The 21,216-nt window shown below is 39.3% G+C and carries 15 protein-coding genes; 6 read left to right on the top strand and 9 right to left on the bottom strand.

The genetic code is table 11. The annotated features are described in order from the left end of the window. Positions 1-13: 13 nt before the first annotated feature. The 9 genes from G3255_RS19210 to G3255_RS19250 form a co-directional block, all read right to left on the bottom strand. Complete coding sequence (locus G3255_RS19210; RefSeq protein ID WP_211656207.1) at positions 14-967, bottom strand: hypothetical protein; 954 nt, start codon at positions 965-967, stop codon at positions 14-16. After that, on the bottom strand, positions 964-2,475 hold the full coding sequence (locus G3255_RS19215) for an ATPase, T2SS/T4P/T4SS family (RefSeq protein WP_211656208.1): 1,512 nt from the start codon (positions 2,473-2,475) through the stop codon (positions 964-966). The genes G3255_RS19210 and G3255_RS19215 overlap by 4 nt, the downstream gene beginning before the upstream one ends. 29 nt (positions 2,476-2,504) lie before the next feature. Further along, complete coding sequence (locus G3255_RS19220) at positions 2,505-3,317, bottom strand: P-loop NTPase family protein (protein ID WP_211656209.1); 813 nt, start codon at positions 3,315-3,317, stop codon at positions 2,505-2,507. Beyond that, positions 3,298-4,230 (bottom strand): SAF domain-containing protein, encoded by a 933-nt coding sequence (locus tag G3255_RS19225; RefSeq protein WP_211656210.1) that lies wholly within the window; start codon positions 4,228-4,230, stop codon positions 3,298-3,300. The genes G3255_RS19220 and G3255_RS19225 overlap by 20 nt, the downstream gene beginning before the upstream one ends. Then, the gene (locus G3255_RS19230) at positions 4,227-5,675 is read right to left on the bottom strand and encodes a hypothetical protein (protein ID WP_211656211.1); all 1,449 of its coding nucleotides are present in this window, start codon (positions 5,673-5,675) and stop codon (positions 4,227-4,229) included. The genes G3255_RS19225 and G3255_RS19230 overlap by 4 nt, the downstream gene beginning before the upstream one ends. A gap of 343 nt (positions 5,676-6,018) precedes the next feature. After that, a complete protein-coding gene (locus tag G3255_RS19235) occupies positions 6,019-6,996 on the bottom strand; it encodes a hypothetical protein (protein WP_211656212.1) in 978 nt (325 codons plus the stop codon). Between the two features lie 8 nt (positions 6,997-7,004). Further along, positions 7,005-7,895: a S1 RNA-binding domain-containing protein gene (locus tag G3255_RS19240; RefSeq protein ID WP_211656213.1), complete on the bottom strand. Its 891-nt coding sequence runs from the start codon at positions 7,893-7,895 to the stop codon at positions 7,005-7,007. 294 nt (positions 7,896-8,189) lie between these two features. Further along, on the bottom strand, positions 8,190-11,012 hold the full coding sequence (locus G3255_RS19245) for a type IV secretory system conjugative DNA transfer family protein (protein ID WP_211656214.1): 2,823 nt from the start codon (positions 11,010-11,012) through the stop codon (positions 8,190-8,192). After that, positions 11,009-12,352, bottom strand: a complete 1,344-nt coding sequence (locus G3255_RS19250; protein ID WP_211656215.1) for a replication-relaxation family protein — start codon at positions 12,350-12,352, stop codon at positions 11,009-11,011. Before G3255_RS19250 ends, G3255_RS19245 begins: the two co-directional genes overlap by 4 nt. A 1,025-nt stretch (positions 12,353-13,377) precedes the next feature. Here G3255_RS19250 and G3255_RS19255 point away from each other — a divergent pair. The 6 genes from G3255_RS19255 to G3255_RS19280 all read left to right on the top strand — a co-directional run bounded on the left by G3255_RS19255 (position 13,378) and on the right by G3255_RS19280 (position 21,214). Next, entirely contained in the window at positions 13,378-13,701 is a 324-nt protein-coding gene (locus tag G3255_RS19255) for a hypothetical protein (RefSeq protein ID WP_211656216.1), read from the top strand. A 21-nt stretch (positions 13,702-13,722) separates the two neighbouring features. Beyond that, positions 13,723-15,030: an FtsZ/tubulin family protein gene (locus tag G3255_RS19260; RefSeq protein WP_211656217.1), complete on the top strand. Its 1,308-nt coding sequence runs from the start codon at positions 13,723-13,725 to the stop codon at positions 15,028-15,030. 545 nt (positions 15,031-15,575) lie between these two features. Next, positions 15,576-16,475 carry a hypothetical protein gene (locus tag G3255_RS19265; protein ID WP_211656218.1) on the top strand — a complete coding sequence of 300 codons (900 nt, stop codon included), beginning with the start codon at positions 15,576-15,578 and terminating at the stop codon, positions 16,473-16,475. A 1,054-nt stretch (positions 16,476-17,529) separates the two neighbouring features. Next, on the top strand, positions 17,530-19,116 hold the full coding sequence (locus G3255_RS19270) for a hypothetical protein (protein WP_211656219.1): 1,587 nt from the start codon (positions 17,530-17,532) through the stop codon (positions 19,114-19,116). Positions 19,117-19,626: 510 nt separating this feature from the next. Beyond that, the gene (locus tag G3255_RS19275; RefSeq protein WP_211656220.1) at positions 19,627-20,499 is read left to right on the top strand and encodes a site-specific integrase; all 873 of its coding nucleotides are present in this window, start codon (positions 19,627-19,629) and stop codon (positions 20,497-20,499) included. A 124-nt stretch (positions 20,500-20,623) separates the two neighbouring features. Next, positions 20,624-21,214: a hypothetical protein gene (locus G3255_RS19280; protein WP_211656221.1), complete on the top strand. Its 591-nt coding sequence runs from the start codon at positions 20,624-20,626 to the stop codon at positions 21,212-21,214. The last annotated feature ends 2 nt before the right edge of the window (positions 21,215-21,216 follow it).

Raw genomic sequence — 21,216 nt, forward strand, 5'->3', positions numbered from 1 at the left:
AATGAATTAGTTTTTATAAGTCAGCGCGCGGCTTGCTCATAATGACTGAGCCCATTGCACTTGATACTGCGAGCGCTGTGGCAGCAATTAAACCAATTAAGCTGCTGGTTTGTTCCATTAAGGTACTGGTTTGATACATCATGGTGACTCGATAGGCCATGACAAGGAAAATGGGGATGAAGACGATTGGCATAAAACCGAGGATTACGGTTTCCATTCGCTTCGTCTTCAAAGCTTCCATGTCCCGCTCCCGCTTTCGCAAGTCACGATGAATGTCTAAGAGTCCTTCGCTAATATCAGCGTTATCTCTGTATGATTTAACAAGTAAGTTGGTGAAGCGGCTGGCATACGTTGATCGGAGCGAGAAAGCAAAGAGCTGAACAGCTTCGAGGAAAGCTTCTTCTGTTCGTTCTTTTTGCATACTGGATAGTAGCTTTTGAAAATTGAGACGAAGGCGCTTGTCATGGACTAAATTCGTCATTTCGAAAATAGAGTGATAGGCGTCCTTATTTTTCTGATATGCCTGAATGTACAAATGAAACTCTTTCATAAAGGCGAGTGAACCATCGAGCCGAATACTCGTCATGCGGTAACGCAGAAGGATGTATGGTACGACGCCAATCAGCAGACCCATCAAAAGCGCAAAATCAATTCTTCCTGTCATTAAGGTTAAAGAGAGCGTGACTGTCGCAAATAAGCTGATTGTCAGTCCGTAGAAGTTCCAGAGGTGTTTTTCGTGAGTGTCTGGAGCAACTGAAAAGACTAGGCGTTGGATATGTTTGAACAATGGGTGCTTCATCGCTTTTTGGAAACGCTCTTGTTCAATCCTTTGATGTTTTCGCAAACGGTGCTTCCTGACTTGAAATCTTCTTGCATTCATCAAAAGCGGCCATATAAGCTTCCATATCCCGAAGAACATAATTAGATAGCCGAACCCTTTAGCGATAACTTCAATTGCTTGAATCATTCTGTCTCACCTGCATCTTTAAAGAGGATTGGCTGAATGCTGTTTTCTTTCATAGGAGAGAAAGCTTTTCGTTCAGCCATGAGCGTTTGGAAATTGGCTAAGGTTGTATCGCCTTCTTCATTAAGCAGCTGTACTAAGGAAGGTGAAAGTTCATCGTTATAGGTCCATTCGTGAGTAATGCTGTCGTATTTCATTAAGTAGGAAATCCAGGCTTTGTCTGTGTTGTAGTCGTAATTGACTTCGAATACACTCGTAACGCGCTTTTTGTTTCCTGGGAAGGTTTTCATCGTTACTCCAAGATTCAGTGTCTGAGAAACTCTTCGCACTTCGTTCACATAGCGTCTGGAAGGATATACATCCAGGATATGTTGTGCCAGTTGCTCGCATACTTTTGAGGGCTCTGTTACGTGATAGGTCATGAGCAAGCCAGTCGCTCCACGCGAAGCACCATCAATTGCTGCGTCCGCTTCCACTCCACGTACTTCTTGCATGATGACGTAATCGTGGTCAAACCGTAAGATGGTTTTAAGTACGCTGCGGATATCGGCGTCCGAGATAGAAAATTCATGGACGAGTCGTTCAGGGAAATCTCGCTTCAAGAACGTTTCGGGATGCGTCTCGATCATCAAAGCAACCAAATCAGCTGGCCGCTCCGCGTAAAATGTTTTTAGCATGGTTGATTTTCCGGACTCTACACCACCGGCGATGACCATATTTGCTCGAACACGAGCGAGCGTCTGGAAGATGGGGATGTCTTCCCGCGCGATGGTTCCATACCGCACTTGTTCTTCAAAACTAAAGTTGTTGACGATGAAGCGGCGGAAAACAATGGTTGGGTAAAGCGTTCTTGGAGGAATGGTCAATGTAATCCGTGTGCCATCAGGCAAGTCCAATTCACCTTGCGGCTGCTTTTCATTTACCGTGAAGTTTGGGTTGTTTTGTTGTAGCAAACGAATAATCTCTTCTACCTCTTCGATTGATGAAAACTCTTCATCCTGCTTTACAAACTTCCCATCAATTTTGAACCAAATTTCTTTACCTAAAATCTTGGCAGATGGCGAATTTGGATGACGTTGCCACTTGTAGAAGTTCTTGAAACGATAGATGTGCTCAAAGATGGCGTGAGATAGAGAATCGAACATCGGATCATAGCTAATGTTTTGATAAGGGGAATCTCTCAAGAAAGAATTTATCTCGTCGATTAGCATATCCATGGAATCTTTATTTCCGAGCGTCGCTTGGTGCTCGATGCGCTGGCGTTCAGCTCGTTCGCTTTCTTTGATTAGTTTGTCTTCCACTTTGTCATGAAAGAATTTTTGAACGGCTTTTTTTGCTGCTTGGAAATCATGGCGGACCGTTTGGCTAGGAGCGGCAGTTTTCAGTTTCAAGCGGTTCTGTTCTCCACCCTTTTCAATTAAAAAGGCGTTTATATCGAAACCTTCACTCCAGCTTTCGGTGATTTCAGCAGGCAAGCCTTGTTGTTTGTTTTCTTTCGATTCAATAACCATTTGTCTTCCTCCCTTCAGTCAGCAGGCGGTTATTTGCTTAGTCGGAAAAGTCCTTTTTTAACAGGAGCTATTTCTTTTAGAGATAATGCCATATCTTTTCCGAGATCCTTGGCCAACTGTTCGATACTTGCTTGATACTTCTGATTGGTATATGTGTAAAGGAAGCGGTTTTCCAATTCAGAAATAATGCCATCCTCTGTAAAGGGGATTGTGTGTACGTCCTGAAGTTCTTTCTCTTTTGCAATTTTCTTTGAGTCCAGCAGATGGGCTTTTTCTTGGTATTTGTTTAAGATAAAGCGAATGTGCCGCTTCTCAATCGATAAAGGAGTTAGAATGTCCTCTTCTAATTGATTGAAGCGTTTCAATACTTTAGGCTGCTGCGTTAAAATGGCGTATCGGTGGCCTGCTTCATAGACAGCTTGTGCGCTCAGTGCGTTATCAATGTGGCCACCTGCGTCGATCAGTACGACATCGAATACTTGCAAGGAGCGGTCAATGAGATAACTGACTTCCTCAACCTTAAAACTTCTAACCAATCGGGCATTTCGGTTGCCTGGCAAAATGTATAGGTCATTTCCTTCCACCTTTACGAAACGGTTAAGAAAATCGTCGTTGTCGTCCAATTGCTTGCCGGCTAGACGCGGTTTGAGCGTATCCAGAAAATCTTTAGCTTCTGGCAAATAATCTGATCCATCGTCCCAAGCGTTTAAGGAAAGTACACCAATTTTCACTTCAGATAGTTTTGATAATGCGAGGGCAACAGAATACACTGTATTGGTTACCCCAACGTTTCCACCTGCAGAAAAGAAGGTGGCCAGTCGATTATTCGTCTGTGGATTCATCGCTATCATCCTTTCCGGCTTTTTCATCCTCACTGGACTTCTCTTCTACTTTTGAATCGTCTTCCTCTTTTTCTACTTCCGTTTCGTCTTCGACTACTTCTTCTTCATCTTCTGTTGCTTCGCTTTCAGCTACTTCCGTTTCAGTAGCATCTGTTTCTTCTACTGGGTCGGTAGCGGCGGCTGCTTCTACTTCGCTTGATCGTTCAAATTTATAAACCACATAGAGTTTGTAACCTTCATTAAGGTTGTCCGTTAGGGTTTTCAACATTTCATCTGTAGCAATGATTTCAAGAGCGGCAACTTGGCCAGTCGCTTCGCTTGTTTCATCGGACTCTCGAACTTCTCTGTTTCCGCTGTCTTTTACAGACGCAACACGGACACTTTCTAAAATAGGTTCAGTACCTGGGGCGATCTCCTGAATATCGGACTCTTTTATGTCGCCTTGTTCAGCGGCTGCGCTTTCCAGCTGTGATTTGATTCTTTGTTCGTCATCGCTAATTGCATATACATCTGCAACAAAGGTTCTGCGAAGGCTTCCAGGAACAGCGAACAACCATTCTTTCGGAATCGGCGCTACAAATTCGCCTTTTGATGTATCCGGAACCAAATTGTATGTGTCGATTAGGTCTGTATAGATTTGAGTGCCTTTTTCGATTTTGATAGAAGCATGTTTTCCGATAAGGCTTTCGTAGGCAGTAATCGGAATGGCGTTTTCCACTTCATGGCCTCTTTTTACGTTTGCGATTTGAATATTTTCTTCTGTAATGACTGTTTTAAAGTCAATCGTTTCTTTTGCTACAACCACCTCTACGGTGTCAATCTTTTCTGAGACATAAAACTCAAAGAAAAAGACGAAACCAACGCCGGCTGCCACAAAGAGAACCGAGAGTACAACATTTAACGTGGTTTTCATGTGCTTTCCTCCATTTTTTCTTTATCTTTTAAAAACTCGAAGCTCGGCATCCAGTTCTTCACTTTTTTTACGCCATTCTTTTTGCGTTTTAAATCCTGTGAATCTACAACGAGTTTCAAGAGTTTCTGAAATCCTTTTTGCTGTTCGTCTACCGCATCCTTAAATTCAAATATCCCATCGAATTGCGCTTGATAGGTTGATACGTCTCCAAATGGCGGTACTGGTGTAAAGTGATCAAGCGGTAAAGCTGTTTCTACGCCCTTAACGTACCGATTAGCAATCAAGTGAGTTTTCTTCTTCAATAGCAGATTATGAATCCAACCAAACTTTTCAGCCATTTGGTACTGTTCAAATAATTCAAGGTTGGGTAAGTCATTATCGACTACCACCAGAACATGACTTGCGACTTCTGCTAATTCATCATAAGTTTGTTTACTTTCATCTGCGCCTATATCCACAATCAGATAGGGAGCGTCATGAACAGAAAGCAATTGCCTCAAGAATTTTGTGATTGGAAACTGTTCTTCTTCTAATCGTTGCTCAAATTGTGGATTCAAAACTTGAAGTTCTATACCGTCTTTTTTCCACTCTCGAATGTATGTGTTGTGGTCATCTTCAGGTATCTCACTGTATGGGCTGTAGTAATTTGGGATGTCATGAGCACCCGATAAGCGGTCGTAGGTATAAGGGTTTTTGAAAGGATTTTCGAAATACTTAACGCCAATTCCATTCTTAGCAATCGCATGGGCTAATTGGTGAGCGATGAATGTTGAACCCGATCTTTCGAAAGGACTGACTACTAGAATGATTTTTCTTTCCTGCAGCGCAATTTCTTGTTGAACTTCTGAAGCTTTAGGAAAGTTGATGGATATGTTCGGCCGTTGAGGTTTTGCAACCTTTGGAAGTTTCGGCAACTTGGTCTTAGAAAGAAACGAAGCTTTTTCCTCTGACTTCTCGTTATCTGAAGGCTCTTTGCCTTTCGTTTCTGTACTTTCCATCAGCGAATCAATGGCTGCGTCTTCCAACCCGTACCGTGAGACATTCATGTAGCGTGCAGGCTCTTTCAACTGCTTGATTAGTGAAGCTGTCGGTATCTGTCTCTCGTTAAAGATATCTAGCACGTTACGGGCAACTAGCTGACTCAGGAACGGATCTTTTCTTTCCCGCTCACACATGATCACCACTCGCATTTGTGCGTCGTATACCCTTCTCCAACTTTCAATCAGTTGCAAAAGCTCTTCTTCATTTTTTTCCTTGTCACCAAATTGACTTGGCAACTGGCGATCGTGAATGATGAGAAGATTGGGCCGTTCGAAGTCTATCTTCTCGTTTAGGTAATCACGATGGAGAACTTCTTCTTTGGCGATTTCAAAACCAGCGTCTTCTAAGTTCCCTTTTAGAATTTGAGAAAGGTTCTTTTCACCAATGGCCAACAAAACCTTCATGTGTACATCGCATCCTTTCACTTACAGCAACAAAAAAAACACCCTAATCTGGCGGAAAAAGAACGCTAAATAGCGTTACATTTCTCGGTCAGATTAGGGTGCTCCTATTTTCTGTGTATGTAATTGTGAGTTGAAGTCTTGATTGTATTAGGTTAAAAATGCGAGCGCGATGTTTTCCGCACCGCGCCTCACATTATTCCTAAAGGTAAAAACCCTTAGGAAAAGGTGTAAACCTAAATTACCACAATAAAAAATGAGGGTCAAGATGAAACTTGAAAATTTCTGGAATTTCAACGAACAAACATTCCACTCTGCTTCTCGTGACTTATAAGCATGAAGTCCATCATTTGTTTTGTAAGAAGGGAACTTTCACCTGTACGATCCCCTCTTCTGTTCCCTGGGCGAATGCGGATGCCAATTCTTCTGTTTCGTCCAACCACTCGTCAATCAGGAAAAGAATGTCGTAAGAATAAAGGTGAAGACTCAACTGCTTTTGTACAAATTCGGCAAGCGATACTGTAGAAACGGAAATTACGACGGCTTGCATGATGGGGGGCTTAATCCCCTCAATCTTGATTACTCCGTCCCGCTCCTTTAAGTAGCTATATGTCTTCAGACGTTTTCTTAGATAGTCAAGGAAGGTTTGAGCCATTTGCACACGTTCGATAATGAAATGGACAGGTGCTTGATTCTTGAGCTTCTTCGTGGACATAACGGCTAAGGGCTTCGGGTTTCTTACATGGTCTCCTATAGCGGGTAGCCACGCCCATTTTGAGAGCTGGCGGTTCGTAGTGCCAATCATGCGGATCTCATTCATTGCAACGTATCGCTGAATGGCGTAAGGATTATCCATCCATTTATCCGGATGAACAAAATGCTGATCGTTATAATAATACTTCATCAGTTTATAGCCGACCGCTCCCAATACGAAAATGCCAGGAGGTTTGCGTTCTCCTTCTTTGAACTCTTCGAAACGAACACTTGCTGTATAGCGGTGTACATACCCGCGATATTGTAGTCGCTTTAACCGGTCACTGGTTCGAGAAGCCGACTGTACCGATTGCATGTACTTTCTTAATTGAGCTTCATTCGCACAAACAGCTGCGCCAATGACAGATAATAGAATTATGTCTTCTTTTAAAAGCGTGTGTTGTATTTCTTCTTCAAGCGCCTGTTCATAACGTGCGAAAGGTTTGTGGTCTTTAGGGAGCTTCAGAACCGCTCGGAAATTGGGATTATCCCATATCGGTACTTTTCCATCCTCTCGAGGAAACACTTGAATGGCGCTACGAATTTCTTCGGGATTTTGTACTTCAGTCATCTGCTTGATTAATCCTCAAATAAGAATGAACCTAGATCTTTTTTCTTCCGCTTTCCTTGCGGATAGTTGGTGATAATAACTCTCCCTCTTCGCTTCACAGAATCCACCCGGTCCACCCTGCAAGTGACTCGATCGCCAACGTCTGGTTCTTCCAGCGAGCGGGGCTTAGTCCCTTTCAAAACAACTCCTGTTTCGACTTCAACAAAAATTCCGTGGAGCGGTGACACTTGTACAATCTTCCCAGCAATCACATCGCCCTTTTTAATTTGATTCAAAAACTCCATCGGATCCGCAAGCGTTTGTTTTCTGGAGACACGAATCATCTTCAGTGATGATTCAATCGCTAGAACCTTTACTGTGACCGTTTCTCCTACTTGCGCATCAATACCCTCTCGAATGTTCCATGACCACTCGGAGCGGAACATGAACGCATCTTGGCCTTGAATTCTAAGGTGAATAACACCCTTTTGAGTGTTAATACCGGTTACAGTTGCTTTATACTCCTTCTCTCCAAGCTTATCTTGGCTTTCCATTTCATTCAGTTCTTCCCACAATTCATCTGCGAGCATTTGGTTGGCAATGGTACCGGAAAGGAAAGCCACTTTGTTATCTAAATCTAATTCCGTGATAACAAAAGCATCTTTAGTACCGACAAACCGATTAAATGACTTGATCTCAAAATCACGGAAATCCGGCCCCATGCAGTATCCATTCACGCCTCCTGGTAATGCTACGATTAGTGTGGGAACTTCACGAACAACGGTTGAACCATCGTCCAGTTTTCTCGGCAGGTTCATGTTTTTAAGGCTGCGGATTACCCCATATACGATTTCTCGGTTTCTGCTGGATTTTGTTAGATCCTCAAGTGTTTGTTCATTGGACCATGATTGTAAGACCATTTATATCTCTCCTTCTGTTTTAGTAATAGCAATTCGACTCTCTGTCTTGTCAGACGTTTATTTGTTTACTCTCCAGTGGCTGCTGTGATAGATACATAAGATTAGATCTCCAATAACGTATTATCCCGCTCCTTTCTGAAAACAAAAAAGCACCCCTATCCGAGACTAGTCCGTAGACTACTCTTGAATAGGGGTGCTCCCTTTGGTTATTAAACTAATTTCGGGTTTTCCGAATTGTCTTAATTGTAGCTGTGCGCAAATCAGATGGCAAGGGATATTTTTGGTTTACTAGTATTATTTACCGCCTTTCCCCTTATTTGATGTGCTATTGTGCTCAAGATCTTTTTCTACTCCATCCTGTAATTGCTGATAGAAGTTGTCGTGTTTTTTCGATATCACGCTTTCTTCATATGCCGCTTTCTCGCTTTTAGAAGTTGATTCATTTTCATTTACGTGGATACCGAATATCTCAACCTTTTCCTCTTCCCCGTTTTCTTCTGAATCAGCTTCTTCACTAGCATCTTGACCGAAGCCTAAGTCGAATACTTTCACTTCTTTTGGAATAGGCGGAGCGGCGGCTGGTGCACTAACAGCAGTCACAGTAGTTACTTCTTCAGCCGAACTAGCAACAGCTTCTTGTGCCCGCTGTACTTGCTCTTTTTCATCTTGAACGTTACTTTCATCAGTTATCGGTTCGATTTCTGTATGCATTCCGTTTATATCAAAGTTTACTTTCCGTATGAGTGAAGAAGGAAGTTTATCAGTGGGGCGGGTATCGTGTGACATACGCGCAACTTGTTCTGCAATTACTTCTTCTCGCTTCACTTCCGGAGAAGTTTTGGAATCGGCTTGAACCTCTGCCTTTTCAATTGCTACGCTTTCTTCTACTTCGACAAGTTCAGAGTCTACTTCCTCAATAACTTTCACTTCTTCAGAATCCTTAATTACTTCAATTTCACCACGACGGTAACTTAACCACTCTTGAAGCGGCAACTCCCCTACTCGGATTTCTGCTGATTGAAAAGCTTCCGGTGGCAGGAAGTTCGCTTTAATTCGCTGTACAGGAATCGGCTGATTATTAACGACTATCTTCACAGCACAATTAAAAGCATCTTGAAACATGATTTCGCCTGGTGTCATAGATTGCTCCCGCTTTTTCGCATACGAGCTGCCACCTCGCGTTTGTGGATTGTCTTGGAGCGGGGAAACAGACATTTCGGTTTGTCCTTCATCGAAGACAATTTTCTCTCCGAACAGGTTACTAAAGTATTCTGCATCCATTGCTGGCACATCGCCGTAAACCATTCGATTTCGCATACCGGCAATAATCGTCGTCATGTAATTTTCCCCATACGTATCAGCGAGCTGTGCGATTGTCTGCATGATCGTAGTGATAATGACTTTGTATTTACGAGACTGTACAGGGAATTCGCTAAATGAATCATAGAAATAATCGGGTGCTTCATCGACCATAATGTGATGAAATGGAGAAACATCGTTTGGACGACGGAACGTAGCATTTTGAAGATTCATCAATACAAGCTTTCCTAAAACTCTTGCAAGGTCAACTAATTGTCCTTTAGCTGTATTAACAAGGAGCACTCCCCCTTTAGCAAAGTGTTCGTCAAAATCGAATTCACTTTCACCAAAGAGTACATTTCTAATATACGGGTTGGAACCTATATCGTTGAGGATGTTTCGCAAGCCTTGAACATACTCTGCCTTTGCATCGTAGTATTGAACATTCCCCACGCCATCTGTTACCCAATTCTCTCCCCCCGCTCCTCGCTCTTTCTGTGGCAGGATGGTCAAGTCGAACCATTCGTCGATACCCTGGATAATCTTCCAGTAATTCCGCTCCTGGCGTTCTTCAATTCCATCAATGTCTTTGGGAAGAGTTTTCTTCAGTTTTTCGTGCATTTTGTGCACTAAGGTTGGATTGTTGTACATATCGATTAATGCCCCGAACGTTGGTTGCAAATCTGGATCGTGTAGCTTCAACAAATAGATATGCTGCTTCAAGTGATTTCGCTGCGCTTGCTCAAAGAAGAAGTTTCCGCTAGAGCCGGAATCATTCAACCCAGCAATAATTTGAGCGAATACCTCTGCTACCTTATCAACCGGTCCACGCATAGGATTAATACTAGGTGTATTCGGATCTAATGGATTGATATACGTTATGGCTTCGTCTGGAATACCATGTGCTTTAACCAGTTGGAGGGTTTTCTGGCATAGATCATTCGAAGGCTCAATTACAGTTATCCCATTTAAATGGCGTCCTGCTACATCTTTTGATAAGTAATCATCCCGCTCCCGTAAAGATGGGAATGCATTAATAAAACGTGTCATGTGATGCAAATCCTGATTGAGCATTGGCAGAGCAAGTGCTGCCGTTTTACCCGTACCAATCCCCCCTACTATCAGCGAGTTTAGGGAGCGGTCAAAACCAGGAATCGTCACCATTTCCTGATTCTTAATGGAGAGCCCCAATTCAACATCTGGCCAAATATCTACTTCTTCCAATTTGCTAAATTTCTGAAGCCATTTTCCTCTATATTCAAAGTTAAAGAAAGCTTTTTTCAACTCTTGATCATTCAATCCAAGCTCCGACATAAGGAAAAGGAGAACGAACCCCACAAATAGAATTGGCAAGGCAATCAGCATTAGATAAAAACCAGCTGTATGTTCAAAGAGAATTGACTCAATAAAATCATCGGTTGTGATTACATTCTCCAGCCTATTCTCAAAGAATGGAATAACATACGAGTCTATTCCTCCCATTCCATAGGTAATTAATCCACTCCACCTTGCAACATGCATGAAGAAAAAGTTTAAGAGCCTTAGCCATTTTTTCTTGAATAGTTTTACCCTTGTGCTTATCAAGAAACCGAAATAGCCTATGGCACTGACACAAATTACTCCTAAAAGCGTAACGTGGTTATTAGTTCCAATCAGCCAAGACATATATGAAACTTCTTCACCGGTATACTGCTGCTGCAATAACCTAGCCGCTCTAATAGTGTAAAAGATCGCGAAATACAAAGAAGTTGCCATACCAATTAAAGCGACCAGGAGCGGGATACGGGCTTTCCACTTTTTCCAGTTCACCTTTTTCATAGAATGTTACCTTCACTTCTTGTAAAAGGCGTGGCCACTTTTGTAACAAGTGGTCGATAAACACCATCATCTCTAGTTGGAGCTTTCACTTCATCTATGCTAGAGATTATAATTTCGCATTTAGGACTCAACGCAACTACGTCATTTGCAGCCGCTTCCGTATTTTCGTAAATCAAAAATAGTGAAGCCTTCATGCTAGTGGTAGTTGATTCATTTACTCGCGTAACAATTCGCTTCACATTTGCTCTTGCTCGCTGATAAGACAATACAGATCCTTCTTCCATAAACAGCAAGACACCCATCTTCATGTTTCCAAGAGCTCGTATTTCAGCCAGGAGATCTAATTCATATTGGTCATCAACAATTAGCTTCTGTGATACCAGTTCGTTTTGGCTTATTAAAAATGTGAATTCAGCTGGGCTATTTTTGTTAGCGTGCATAATCCATTGATTCGCTTTATTTTTCATTTGTAAGCGCCCTACAGTAGATTGACGGCTAATGAGTTTATAGAGGATTTTTGGTGTCCTATTGGAAGGAGTAGCGAATATCTCTAGGCCCTCAGCCCATTCGCTGCTCTCTTTCATCGTTTCTTTGATTGAAGCAACCCTTCTATCTCTGCTTCTTGATTCACCATCCGATCCATTTGTTAAACCTACAGAGAAAAACACTGTAATAGGTTTTTGAGATTTATTTGCCAATAAGTTGTAGCGAGCAATTTTGTTTTCGATTGTTCCCAAAGTCTGAGAACCACTATCTACTTCTATGCAAATAATGCGTTGGTCAGTTTCGTATATCCAGTCTGGGATTATCGGTTGTAACTCCCTGCCTTTAGAAACGGCGTCTATTAACGCATGATTCTCACCTCTATTGCTTCTTACATTAAGCGAATCAAAAGATTCTCCCCGCTCCCACATCAATCTGTACACTTCCATGAACAAAGAGTTTATTGCCATATTGTGTAAGGTAGGTATATTCACCAAATAAGAGTATTTCTTTTTGGATTCTATATCTTCTTGTGAAAATACCCCTTGGTTTGCTAATACTTCAATCCCTCTTACTCCTAAACGATAAGCATAATTAACAGGTCGGAAAATCTCTCTCTTTGGTTCTTTATCATTCATTTGAAACAATATGCCACTAGCTACTAACTTTCCTAGACGATTCGTCACCTTATTCCCCTTCCGTTTGCCATTAGAAGTAATTTCGTAATACTTATGCACGTTTCTAGCGTGAATAGACTTAAATTCATGAAGATGCTGTAGCAATTCCAACTCTTCGGGCGTTAAATGTACCCCGTTAAACCGCCCATCCTCTTTTAACTTTAAAACGTCGGTTCTCATATCCTATCTCCTTTCAACAAAAAAACCCCGCCAAAAAGAAAGAGACTGGTGGCTCTTTTCTTCTGGCAGGGTGCTCCTGATTTGTTGTCATTCATTTTGAAAAAAAGTATAGCATAGCTTCTAAATGGTGGCTATAAAATGTTCAAATAAAGCCTTGATTAACTGGAGAGAAACAGCAATAAGGAAGTCCTTGAAATGCAGAGAAACTCATGATTCCCTAAAGTACTTTCTCTAGCAAATTAAGGGTTATCTATGGGGGGAGTAGTAGGCATTGTATTTAGTTAAAAAAATGAGATTTGCCAGGCATTTAAAGGAATTTGGGTTACACACCCCCTAGTTACACACCCCTTTTCTATAACAGTTAAGGGTTGTGTTACTAGAGAGATATTTAGGGGTGTGTAAACAACCTAAAAAAAAGCGGCATTAAAACTCTATGGAAAACAAATTAATACTTCTGTGTTCACCGACAAACTGGAGTCTTATAAGCTGCCGCTCCATTCCAGTTTTTACGAAAGTGTACTCAGTCTAAAAATCATATTTGCTGAACCTCATTGATATGCGTAAGAATTTCTATCACGTATTAACGTCAGTTCGGCATTAAGAAAAGAAACGGCAGAGAAAGGACCACTTCTTTTGTTAGAAAATTTTGCACTGCTTATTTTGGATCATTTAATAAAACAAGAAAATAAATACCGAATTGCTATTAAAAACAAAATCAATCAATCCTGTTATCAACGCTACATTAGATACTAATGCGATGGTTAATGCAATAGTTACATTAATTATTACCGTAATAACTAATGTAATAACAAATCCTTATTTAAAAAGGTTTGTGAGCATTTTTCACAGTGTATATGATTCTAAAATACAATTATTAAATGTGTTTATTTAGTATTACCGTAATAATTACCGTAATAAATAAATTGACACTACCGCATAGTTATGTAATGATTACCGTACAACGTTTTGAATTATCGAATTCGAATTCATAAACGCAATTTAACTGGATGACCGGGGGTGATGAATTGACACTTACTAAAGAAAACATATTTGAAACATTTAAAGTTCGAATGTCAGATGAAAGCAAATTACTTTTCACCACTCTTTGGAATAATAAAGAAGCCATGGCCAAAGAACAGCTATGGAAAGCTGCTAATCTACAGAAGAAGAAAATTAGACCTGACACTGATCAAGAGAAAGATTACATTAATTCCAGATACACGCTAGACATAAGTATAGCCAGGCTTGAAGGTGCGGGCTTGTTAGATGTTAAATCATACGGGAGAATACGAACCTACACTATCTCTTCGTTAGGACGCGAATTTTACGAGTATTTGAAAAAAAACTAATTAAGAAAGCGAGTGTTTATTATGAGTTTTAAAAATGCAGTTTTTAGTAGTACAAAGATTAATACAAGCCTCAATTTCGGATTTATCGGATTAGGTATGGGCGGGAATTCAATTGCTGCAGCTTGTGCAGATATCTCTACTAATATACCGAACAAAAAATATCCTTACTCCGCATTGCTTATTAATACCAATCAAATCGATCTTGATAAAATCGAAGTGCAAAACCCTGCTATCAATAAGTTACTGATTGGGAGCGGCCGAGGTGCAGGACGGAATATTGATTTAGGCGAACAAATGTATCTTGAGAGCGAAGGAGAAGTTCAAGAGCAGATTAAAAATCAGTTCAAGGATTCAGATTTCATTTGGATTGTAGCAGGCCTTGGCGGTGGTACTGGTACAGGTTCTATTATTCAAGCAATTGGTTCAGTAATGAAGTCAGGCTTCAAAGGTAAGTTCGGCTTAATTTTAACTTTGCCGCGAAAAAATGAAGGTTTGACTGTATTATCAAATGCAATTAAACGATTGAAAAAAATCAATCAAGCCATGCAAGCACTAGGCTCAATGATTATTGTCGATAATCAAAAACTATTTGATCACTTTACTGAAACCAAATCTAATTCAGCACTCATTTCTGATTATCTATCCTTTACTAACCAATTCATTGCTGAATCACTACACGAATTAAACGTTGTTACAGCAAGTTATAAGCCCGTAGGTGAAAACCACTTTGACAGTTCAGAGTTTGAAAACCTAGTTAAGACGCCTGGCGTACTTCACTTCTCTAAGTTTTCTAAACCAACCTCTGATATTTCTACTTCTAAAGCTGAAGATCAAGTTAATGACTTCAAGGAAAACATTGTAGAAGGAATTTTGTCAGACGGATATGATTTGGGTCGTACTAAACGATTAGCCGTGAGCATACTTGCAGATGAAGCCACTAGCAATCGAGTCTTTAACTTTGGATTCACGAATGCAATTGAATCGGAAATTAATCATATTGCCCCTATCGCAAACGAAAAACCAATTGCTTTTTATAATTATAATTACAAGAACATAAAAGATACTTACTTCTATTCGGTATTTGCTGGACTCCAATTACCTGAAAGAGTCAAAGCAATGATCCAAGAAAGCAACCGATTGCAAGAAGCTGAAAAACAAGCTGCCCTTCCAAGTAACGACGACATATTTGCTGATTTTGAGGAAGTTAAAGTTGCTGGTAACGATGCTGAACTCGAATTCGAAGATATCTTTGGTAGCTCAAATGAAGAAGAAAGCTCTAAAAAAGAGAATGAAACGGAAGATGCTTTTGATATCCTGTTCAAAGATTAAAATTACGCCTACATGGAGATTAACTTCATGTAGGCCCTTTTTTAAAATTTTCTTTCGCCAACCCGCGCCACATCTCAATTTGTGCCCCACATGTGATCTGTGATGCTCTTGTGATGCTTCACAACTCTTAATTTGTGCCCCACATGTGAGCTGTGACGCTCTTGTGACGCTTCACAACTTCTAAATTGTGCTCCACATGTGATCTGTGATGCTCTTGTGATGCTTCACAATTTGTAAATTGTGCTCCACATGTGACTTGTGACGATATTGTGATGCTTCACAACGATTAATTTGTGCCCCACATATGGGCTGTGATGCTCTTGTGATGCTTCACAATTTAACAACGTTCTTTGTTTTCTTTTTTAAAAATATGTGCTTATAAAACCATTGAAATCAACGTTTCTCTTTTAAATCGTGCTCCACAAGTGACCTGTGAAGCCTTTGTGATGCACATATTGTGCACCATAAGTGCATCATAAATGCTTTATAAACAACATTTTTAAGTTATGATATAAGTACAGCAGTAAAAGTTCGGAGGGGCAGCTATGGAAAAGTTTACGAAGAAATGGTTATTGAGTGAGTTCAGTAAAGAACTCCGCACTCGACTCAGTTTAATAACCGGCAATGAAGAAAAGGTGCACTATAATACAGTCACAAACTGGTTTAATTCGCTCGAATCCCAAAATATTCATTACGTTCCTAAAATTGAGGATATTCGTCAATTCGATGAACTGGATCTTAAAATAGCATTGTTTATTATGGAAATGAGAAAAGAAAATTGGCAGCTAGACGCAATATTTAAAATTATTCCTAGTAAATTTGATGTTAGATCACAAGAACCTCGAGTTATGACAGAAGAAGAAACTAAGCCTTATCGAGAAGGGGATTTACTCGAATATTTATATCAGAACCTCAATCAAATGGGAGAAAGAAATAAAACTCAAAATGTAGGAATTTTAAATTACCTTGAATTGAATAACAAAAGAAGTACCAAATTAACTGAGCTTCAAAACTTGCAGCTTGGAAAAAAGGACTTACAAATTGATTTAACTCGATTAGAGAATAAACTCGAAAACATAGATTTACGGAAAGAGTATTTAGAAATTCTTTCACTGAAACAAAAAAGTGAAAATGTGGGAAGAACTAAAAATAAGGGATTCTTTGCAAAATTGTTTAGTGGCCCTGACTCTGATCAAGAAGAAGAAACAAAACCCGATGTTACCACTGAGCAATCGGATAAGCTTTCTAAACTAGATGAACAACAGAATCATCTTGAAACAGAAATGGCACGTATTAAGAAAGAAATTGAGGATAAAGAAAAACAGATTAGTGTTCTTTCGAAAGATATCGAATCACACTACTCACAGCCGCTTATAAAGGCCAAAGAGAAATTACTGATAGAAGCACAAGAGGAACTATTTGAGAAGGGAGAGAGCGATCTATGAAGATTCTAAGAGGGTTTGCTGCAGTTGAATACACTATAGCAGGAGCTTTGGCTATATTACTTCCTATCGCATATTTACTCGCACTTTAAAAAAACTCAAAAGAAAACCCCGAAGTTCCTAAGAACTTCGGGGTTTTCTGACTTTTTCGGCCATAACATCACGAACACGTGATAATGAACCTTATTTAATTAACCTTATAATATCATTACTGTTTCAAGCTAGCAAGTGCTGATCATTCCAATAATACTTATTTTCAGAATATGATTCGATTAGGCTAAAGTGTTTTTTAGAAAGATACCCATTTTTCCTACTTTAATTAATGTAGTGGTCCTGCTTTTACGCTTCGGCCTCTAGCAAGAAACTTGAAAACGAATAAAAGGCAACACGGACTTGTTTAGTTCTAAAGCATCTATTATGCCCGCTGCCTTACAACTTTAAACAAAATGTGGACATCTTTTTTTCCAAATGCTATGCTTTAAGTGACTTCTTCGGCAACCAATCTATCTTATTCTGAATTTTTCTGGTTTTCATACAGAATTTTTGGGGTGAGGGATGGGTTTATTAAGGTGGATATCTCTGCCTTAGTATCAATAACATCGCGAGCACTTTACGTTTTTAGCCGAAAAAAAAGAACCTGCAAGTTGCAAGTTCTCAGGATCCAGTCCCCACTGGATCAATTAACATCAGAAATAAATCGCTAAACTAACACTATAGAAATAAGTTTGCGCCAACAAGCTTATTTCAAAATCGAACACTGCTTGGACTCTTTTTAAAAATGAGAGAAGCCAGGCCCGCTTTCTTATTGTCTTTTTTAGTATCTAACACTTCCTTTATCTTAGCAAATAGATAGGGGCTGTGCAAGACTCTATACCTCTAAGAAAGCAAATTCTAGACTTTTTTATATAATTTGCTGGTGCTTTTCTCATTTTAAATGCGTATTTTGGTTTTGTTTTCAGGGATTCCCTTAAACCTTTAAATGTTTAAGGGAAATAAGATGACCGAAAAACACGCTTATAAAATGTGAAAATGCCCATACAACTTAGGAGGATTTAAGATGGTCGCACTCAAAACGTCAACTTATGAAACCGACATTTCCGATATCCGTTACGCGCGTATATCTCGTTCGTTTGTTTCATCGTTTTCTAAAAATCTGATAGATATAACTCCAACTGTTTTCAGAATGATGTTTACAGTAAGTCCGTACGTCGATGTAGATCGCGAAATTAAGTTGTATAAATTCCAGATTAAGCAGCGTCTTCATCTCACATTAAGCTCTTTTAAACATGCATTGAGAGTAGCAATAGATGCTGGCATTATCGAAGAGAAGGCTGGCAGACTCTATAGCAACGTTCACACGTTTGAAAAGACGAATAAACTTACATTTATCCCAAACTATGAACGGCTGGTCGATGGGAATTTTCCTAAATTGGGGCGCTGGGCTACACGTTTATTTTCCTATGTCTTATCTTCGAGAATCGAAAACGCACCACTCCGTGTAAATATTGAAAACCTCTATGATAATACTCTACATACAGCCGAAAACGGCCTAGTTTATATGAAATCAGCAAAAAATGTCGTTGCTACGCTTATTGAATGCCTGAAAGCAGATGTAATTGAACTTAGAATACCGTCTCGCGATGATAATAAAAAACTTATCCTTATAAACCAACAAAATGTTCAGGAACATGTATCACTCCTTGAGCAGCATGTAGAAATCATGAATTCTTCATCAGTGGGAGAGGACAGCCTTTCTAAAAAGAAAGTAAGAACTTCTAAGCGTAAAGTTGAAAATGACACGCATATTTTGTATATCTATTTAGCTAAATCTGTGACTGCAAAAACAACAAACGTAAAGGCATCACATACTGAACTCGATAATATCTTAAAAGAAAACGCATACGAATCATCTTTCCTTAAATCTAATACTGTAAATGGCATTATTGGAATTAAAAATGATCTTTATAAGGCGGCCAATTCAGTTGGCTTAGCTATTTATAAAAAATCCTTACTGGATTACTGCAAAGAGAAGATGGCACTTATTGACGTACACGATAGCGAAGAATTTGCCCTCCAGGATCACTTAATGAATTACTACGTTTTGGTTTCGATTCGAAAAATATTGTTAAAGGCCGCTGAAGATATTAGCGCTGCAGGCAAGTCATCACTGGCTTTGCCAAATACTTTCAAGACTGCTTTCGGCTCACTTACGTTCAGCGAAGTGAAAAAACTACTTGCATACTACAATTCTAAGTCCTCAATAAACCATAAAGTAGTTTTCGAAAAAGAATTACTGGATTTAGGGATTAGCCAAACCGACTTGCCAGCGGACCAAACAGAATGGGAGCCAATCTTTGATGAAGCTTCTCATGTGCATTTGTCGATTCTTTCTCACTTTGAGCAAGGGCTGACTCGAAATGAATTACGTGAAATCGCATACGAATTAGCAGAAAGAACACTATTAGTACAAAAAGAGAAATACCAGCAATATTTGAAGGACCTTGTCTCCGTACGTTCAGGTACGCTTAAAACAGAAGTTCAATTGCCATTTAGTGAAACGCCAAAAAGCGATGGCAATAGAACGAACCGCGATACACAATATCATTTTAATATGTTCCGCGAGATTCTCGATCAGCGGAAATGATTCTTCAAATTGTAGCAATATAGAAATTCTGGCTTCTTATCTAAAAATGAGAGGTCTATTTGTCGTGTAACTTAATAGCCTGACTGATTTAGCATCTATGCTGCTATTGATTTTAGAGCACTGACCACGACTCTTTTATATCAACCTTGGCGAAACCTTAGTAGTTTTGCCTTTTTTATGTCCTAGACTGGAATATTATGCCTAAGAAACTGAATTATAGAGAATGGATATAGATTATACAATCTACTATTTGTTTATATATGCGCTAGCCAATTTATAGAAATTCGTCACTTTAAATTCATCTGTATCCATTCTTTTAGCAATCTCTTGATATAATTGGTTTCTAAGGTGTTTTTCGGGTAATTATTAGAAAAAGAAACAGTTACGTATATATCCTTGTATTGAAACTTGAATTACTCCTTGAAAGTAACCTTGAATGTAATAACGCACGGCGTTGATGAAAAATTTGCTATAATTAATTGGAAGATCTATTTAAGGGAGGGGACAACTATGCTTAAAGAATATGCTGAATATCGACGAGGTAATAACATCAAGGAACAAACCTTAAAGTACGAAATTGAACAGCTGCATATCTTTTTAGCTTTCGTTACAAATTTCGCTGGCCGAAAACTCGAACCATTCGAGATTAAGCCCCTCCACGTCAAGAAATACTTAGATCATGAGAAAGAAATTAAACAGGTGACAGATACTACGATAAAGAGAAAATTGTCTACGATTAGACAGTACTTTCATTTTTTATGGGAAGTCGGTAAAGTCCCCAATGACTTTATGCCCAAAGTAAAATATGAATACAATATTCCTGAAAAGGTTGGTTCTACAAACTACCAAGAGTTACTTGCAAAGAAAAAGCAAATTCTCTCTAACTCTAAGTTGTTATTAAACGATAAGCTCTATTTCCTCCTCACACTAAAAGGCATAAAACTCCAAGATATTGAGCGTCTAACTACAGAAAATGTCGTTGATGCAGGAAATAAAATTGTTGTTCGTTTTGAAAATAGTCAAGGATACTTCGTTAAGTATAATTTTTATGACGAATCGGATATAGCTGTATTTATTCAAGCGATTGAGAGAGCTACATTTAGAGATCATACGCTGCTGGTTGCTTCCACCAATAGAAAAGAAGCTAACTACCTACGACACAATCTAAAAGAAATTAATGACCGATTGTATAAAGTGATAAACGCTCATTTCCGAGGGGAAGAAATTCGTTCCTCGTATATCCATTTTCTTTACAAAGTCGAGCAAAAGTCACTGGAAGAAATGGCGGAAATGCTTGGTACATCAGTCACTTCGATCACGAATACTCTTAAAGTTGTCCTTGAACGTTATAAACACATGGACTATAATAAAGCTACTAACTAAATTTAAACCAACGGGAGCACCCCATAATTACAAGAACACGATTCTTGTTTTTTATGGGGTGCTCTTTTTATTTGTGTTTTAGAAAGGGGGGACTTACACCGCTATGAAGCGTTGTAAGAAGTAATTGAAAAATCATTTGGATTTTACAAAAGCACTGAACGATCTAATTGTCAGTTCATTACTAACTAAATACGAATTGAAAAGCCACGAGGGTCAAAATTATCTTAAAGTCAAAATTAGCCAAAGCAAAAAGTATATTCTAGAAGACTATATAGAGCATCATCAAATTTCAGAATTTGTTCAGATTCAAATAGATGAGCCATTTTTTATTATTCGGCCATGCTTAATGTTGGATTATGTTCTCAAGGATTGGACTCTAAACGGCGAAGTCACAGCAATTAATCCATCCGATCTTCATATCAATACGTTTTTATTTTGGATTACGCTATTTGCCTATAAAACGGAATACTCTGTTGTAGTAGAAACAAACTTATCAATCCCTTTGCAAAAAACCTTATGTTATTTCTTCTCCAGGACTATTAAGGATTGTGAAATTATCAATATGGATAACCGTTTCCACTTTAGATCATTTTTAGAATTGTACTTGCTCTCTAATTCATATCGTCCTTATTTAGAAACAGGCGAACTGAATGAAATGCTATCATCTACCGAGAAAAGAAAGCTGAGAAAAATAATTGCCAAAGAAAAAGCATAGGG

Source organism: Planococcus sp. MSAK28401, assembly GCF_018283455.1.
In the GTDB taxonomy this organism is placed as follows: domain Bacteria; phylum Bacillota; class Bacilli; order Bacillales_A; family Planococcaceae; genus Planococcus; species Planococcus alpniumensis.

Excerpts from the sequence above, each read along its gene's own strand:
- G3255_RS19210 (WP_211656207.1), bottom strand. The coding sequence starts at position 967 with ATGATTCAAGCAATTGAAGTTATCGCTAAAGGGTTCGGCTATCTAATT.
- G3255_RS19215 (WP_211656208.1), bottom strand. The coding sequence starts at position 2,475 with ATGGTTATTGAATCGAAAGAAAACAAACAACAAGGCTTGCCTGCTGAA.
- G3255_RS19220 (WP_211656209.1), bottom strand. The coding sequence starts at position 3,317 with ATGAATCCACAGACGAATAATCGACTGGCCACCTTCTTTTCTGCAGGT.
- G3255_RS19225 (WP_211656210.1), bottom strand. The coding sequence starts at position 4,230 with ATGAAAACCACGTTAAATGTTGTACTCTCGGTTCTCTTTGTGGCAGCC.
- G3255_RS19230 (WP_211656211.1), bottom strand. The coding sequence starts at position 5,675 with ATGAAGGTTTTGTTGGCCATTGGTGAAAAGAACCTTTCTCAAATTCTA.
- G3255_RS19235 (WP_211656212.1), bottom strand. The coding sequence starts at position 6,996 with ATGACTGAAGTACAAAATCCCGAAGAAATTCGTAGCGCCATTCAAGTG.
- G3255_RS19240 (WP_211656213.1), bottom strand. The coding sequence starts at position 7,895 with ATGGTCTTACAATCATGGTCCAATGAACAAACACTTGAGGATCTAACA.
- G3255_RS19245 (WP_211656214.1), bottom strand. The coding sequence starts at position 11,012 with ATGAAAAAGGTGAACTGGAAAAAGTGGAAAGCCCGTATCCCGCTCCTG.
- G3255_RS19250 (WP_211656215.1), bottom strand. The coding sequence starts at position 12,352 with ATGAGAACCGACGTTTTAAAGTTAAAAGAGGATGGGCGGTTTAACGGG.
- G3255_RS19260 (WP_211656217.1), top strand. The coding sequence starts at position 13,723 with ATGAGTTTTAAAAATGCAGTTTTTAGTAGTACAAAGATTAATACAAGC.
- G3255_RS19265 (WP_211656218.1), top strand. The coding sequence starts at position 15,576 with ATGGAAAAGTTTACGAAGAAATGGTTATTGAGTGAGTTCAGTAAAGAA.
- G3255_RS19270 (WP_211656219.1), top strand. The coding sequence starts at position 17,530 with ATGGTCGCACTCAAAACGTCAACTTATGAAACCGACATTTCCGATATC.
- G3255_RS19275 (WP_211656220.1), top strand. The coding sequence starts at position 19,627 with ATGCTTAAAGAATATGCTGAATATCGACGAGGTAATAACATCAAGGAA.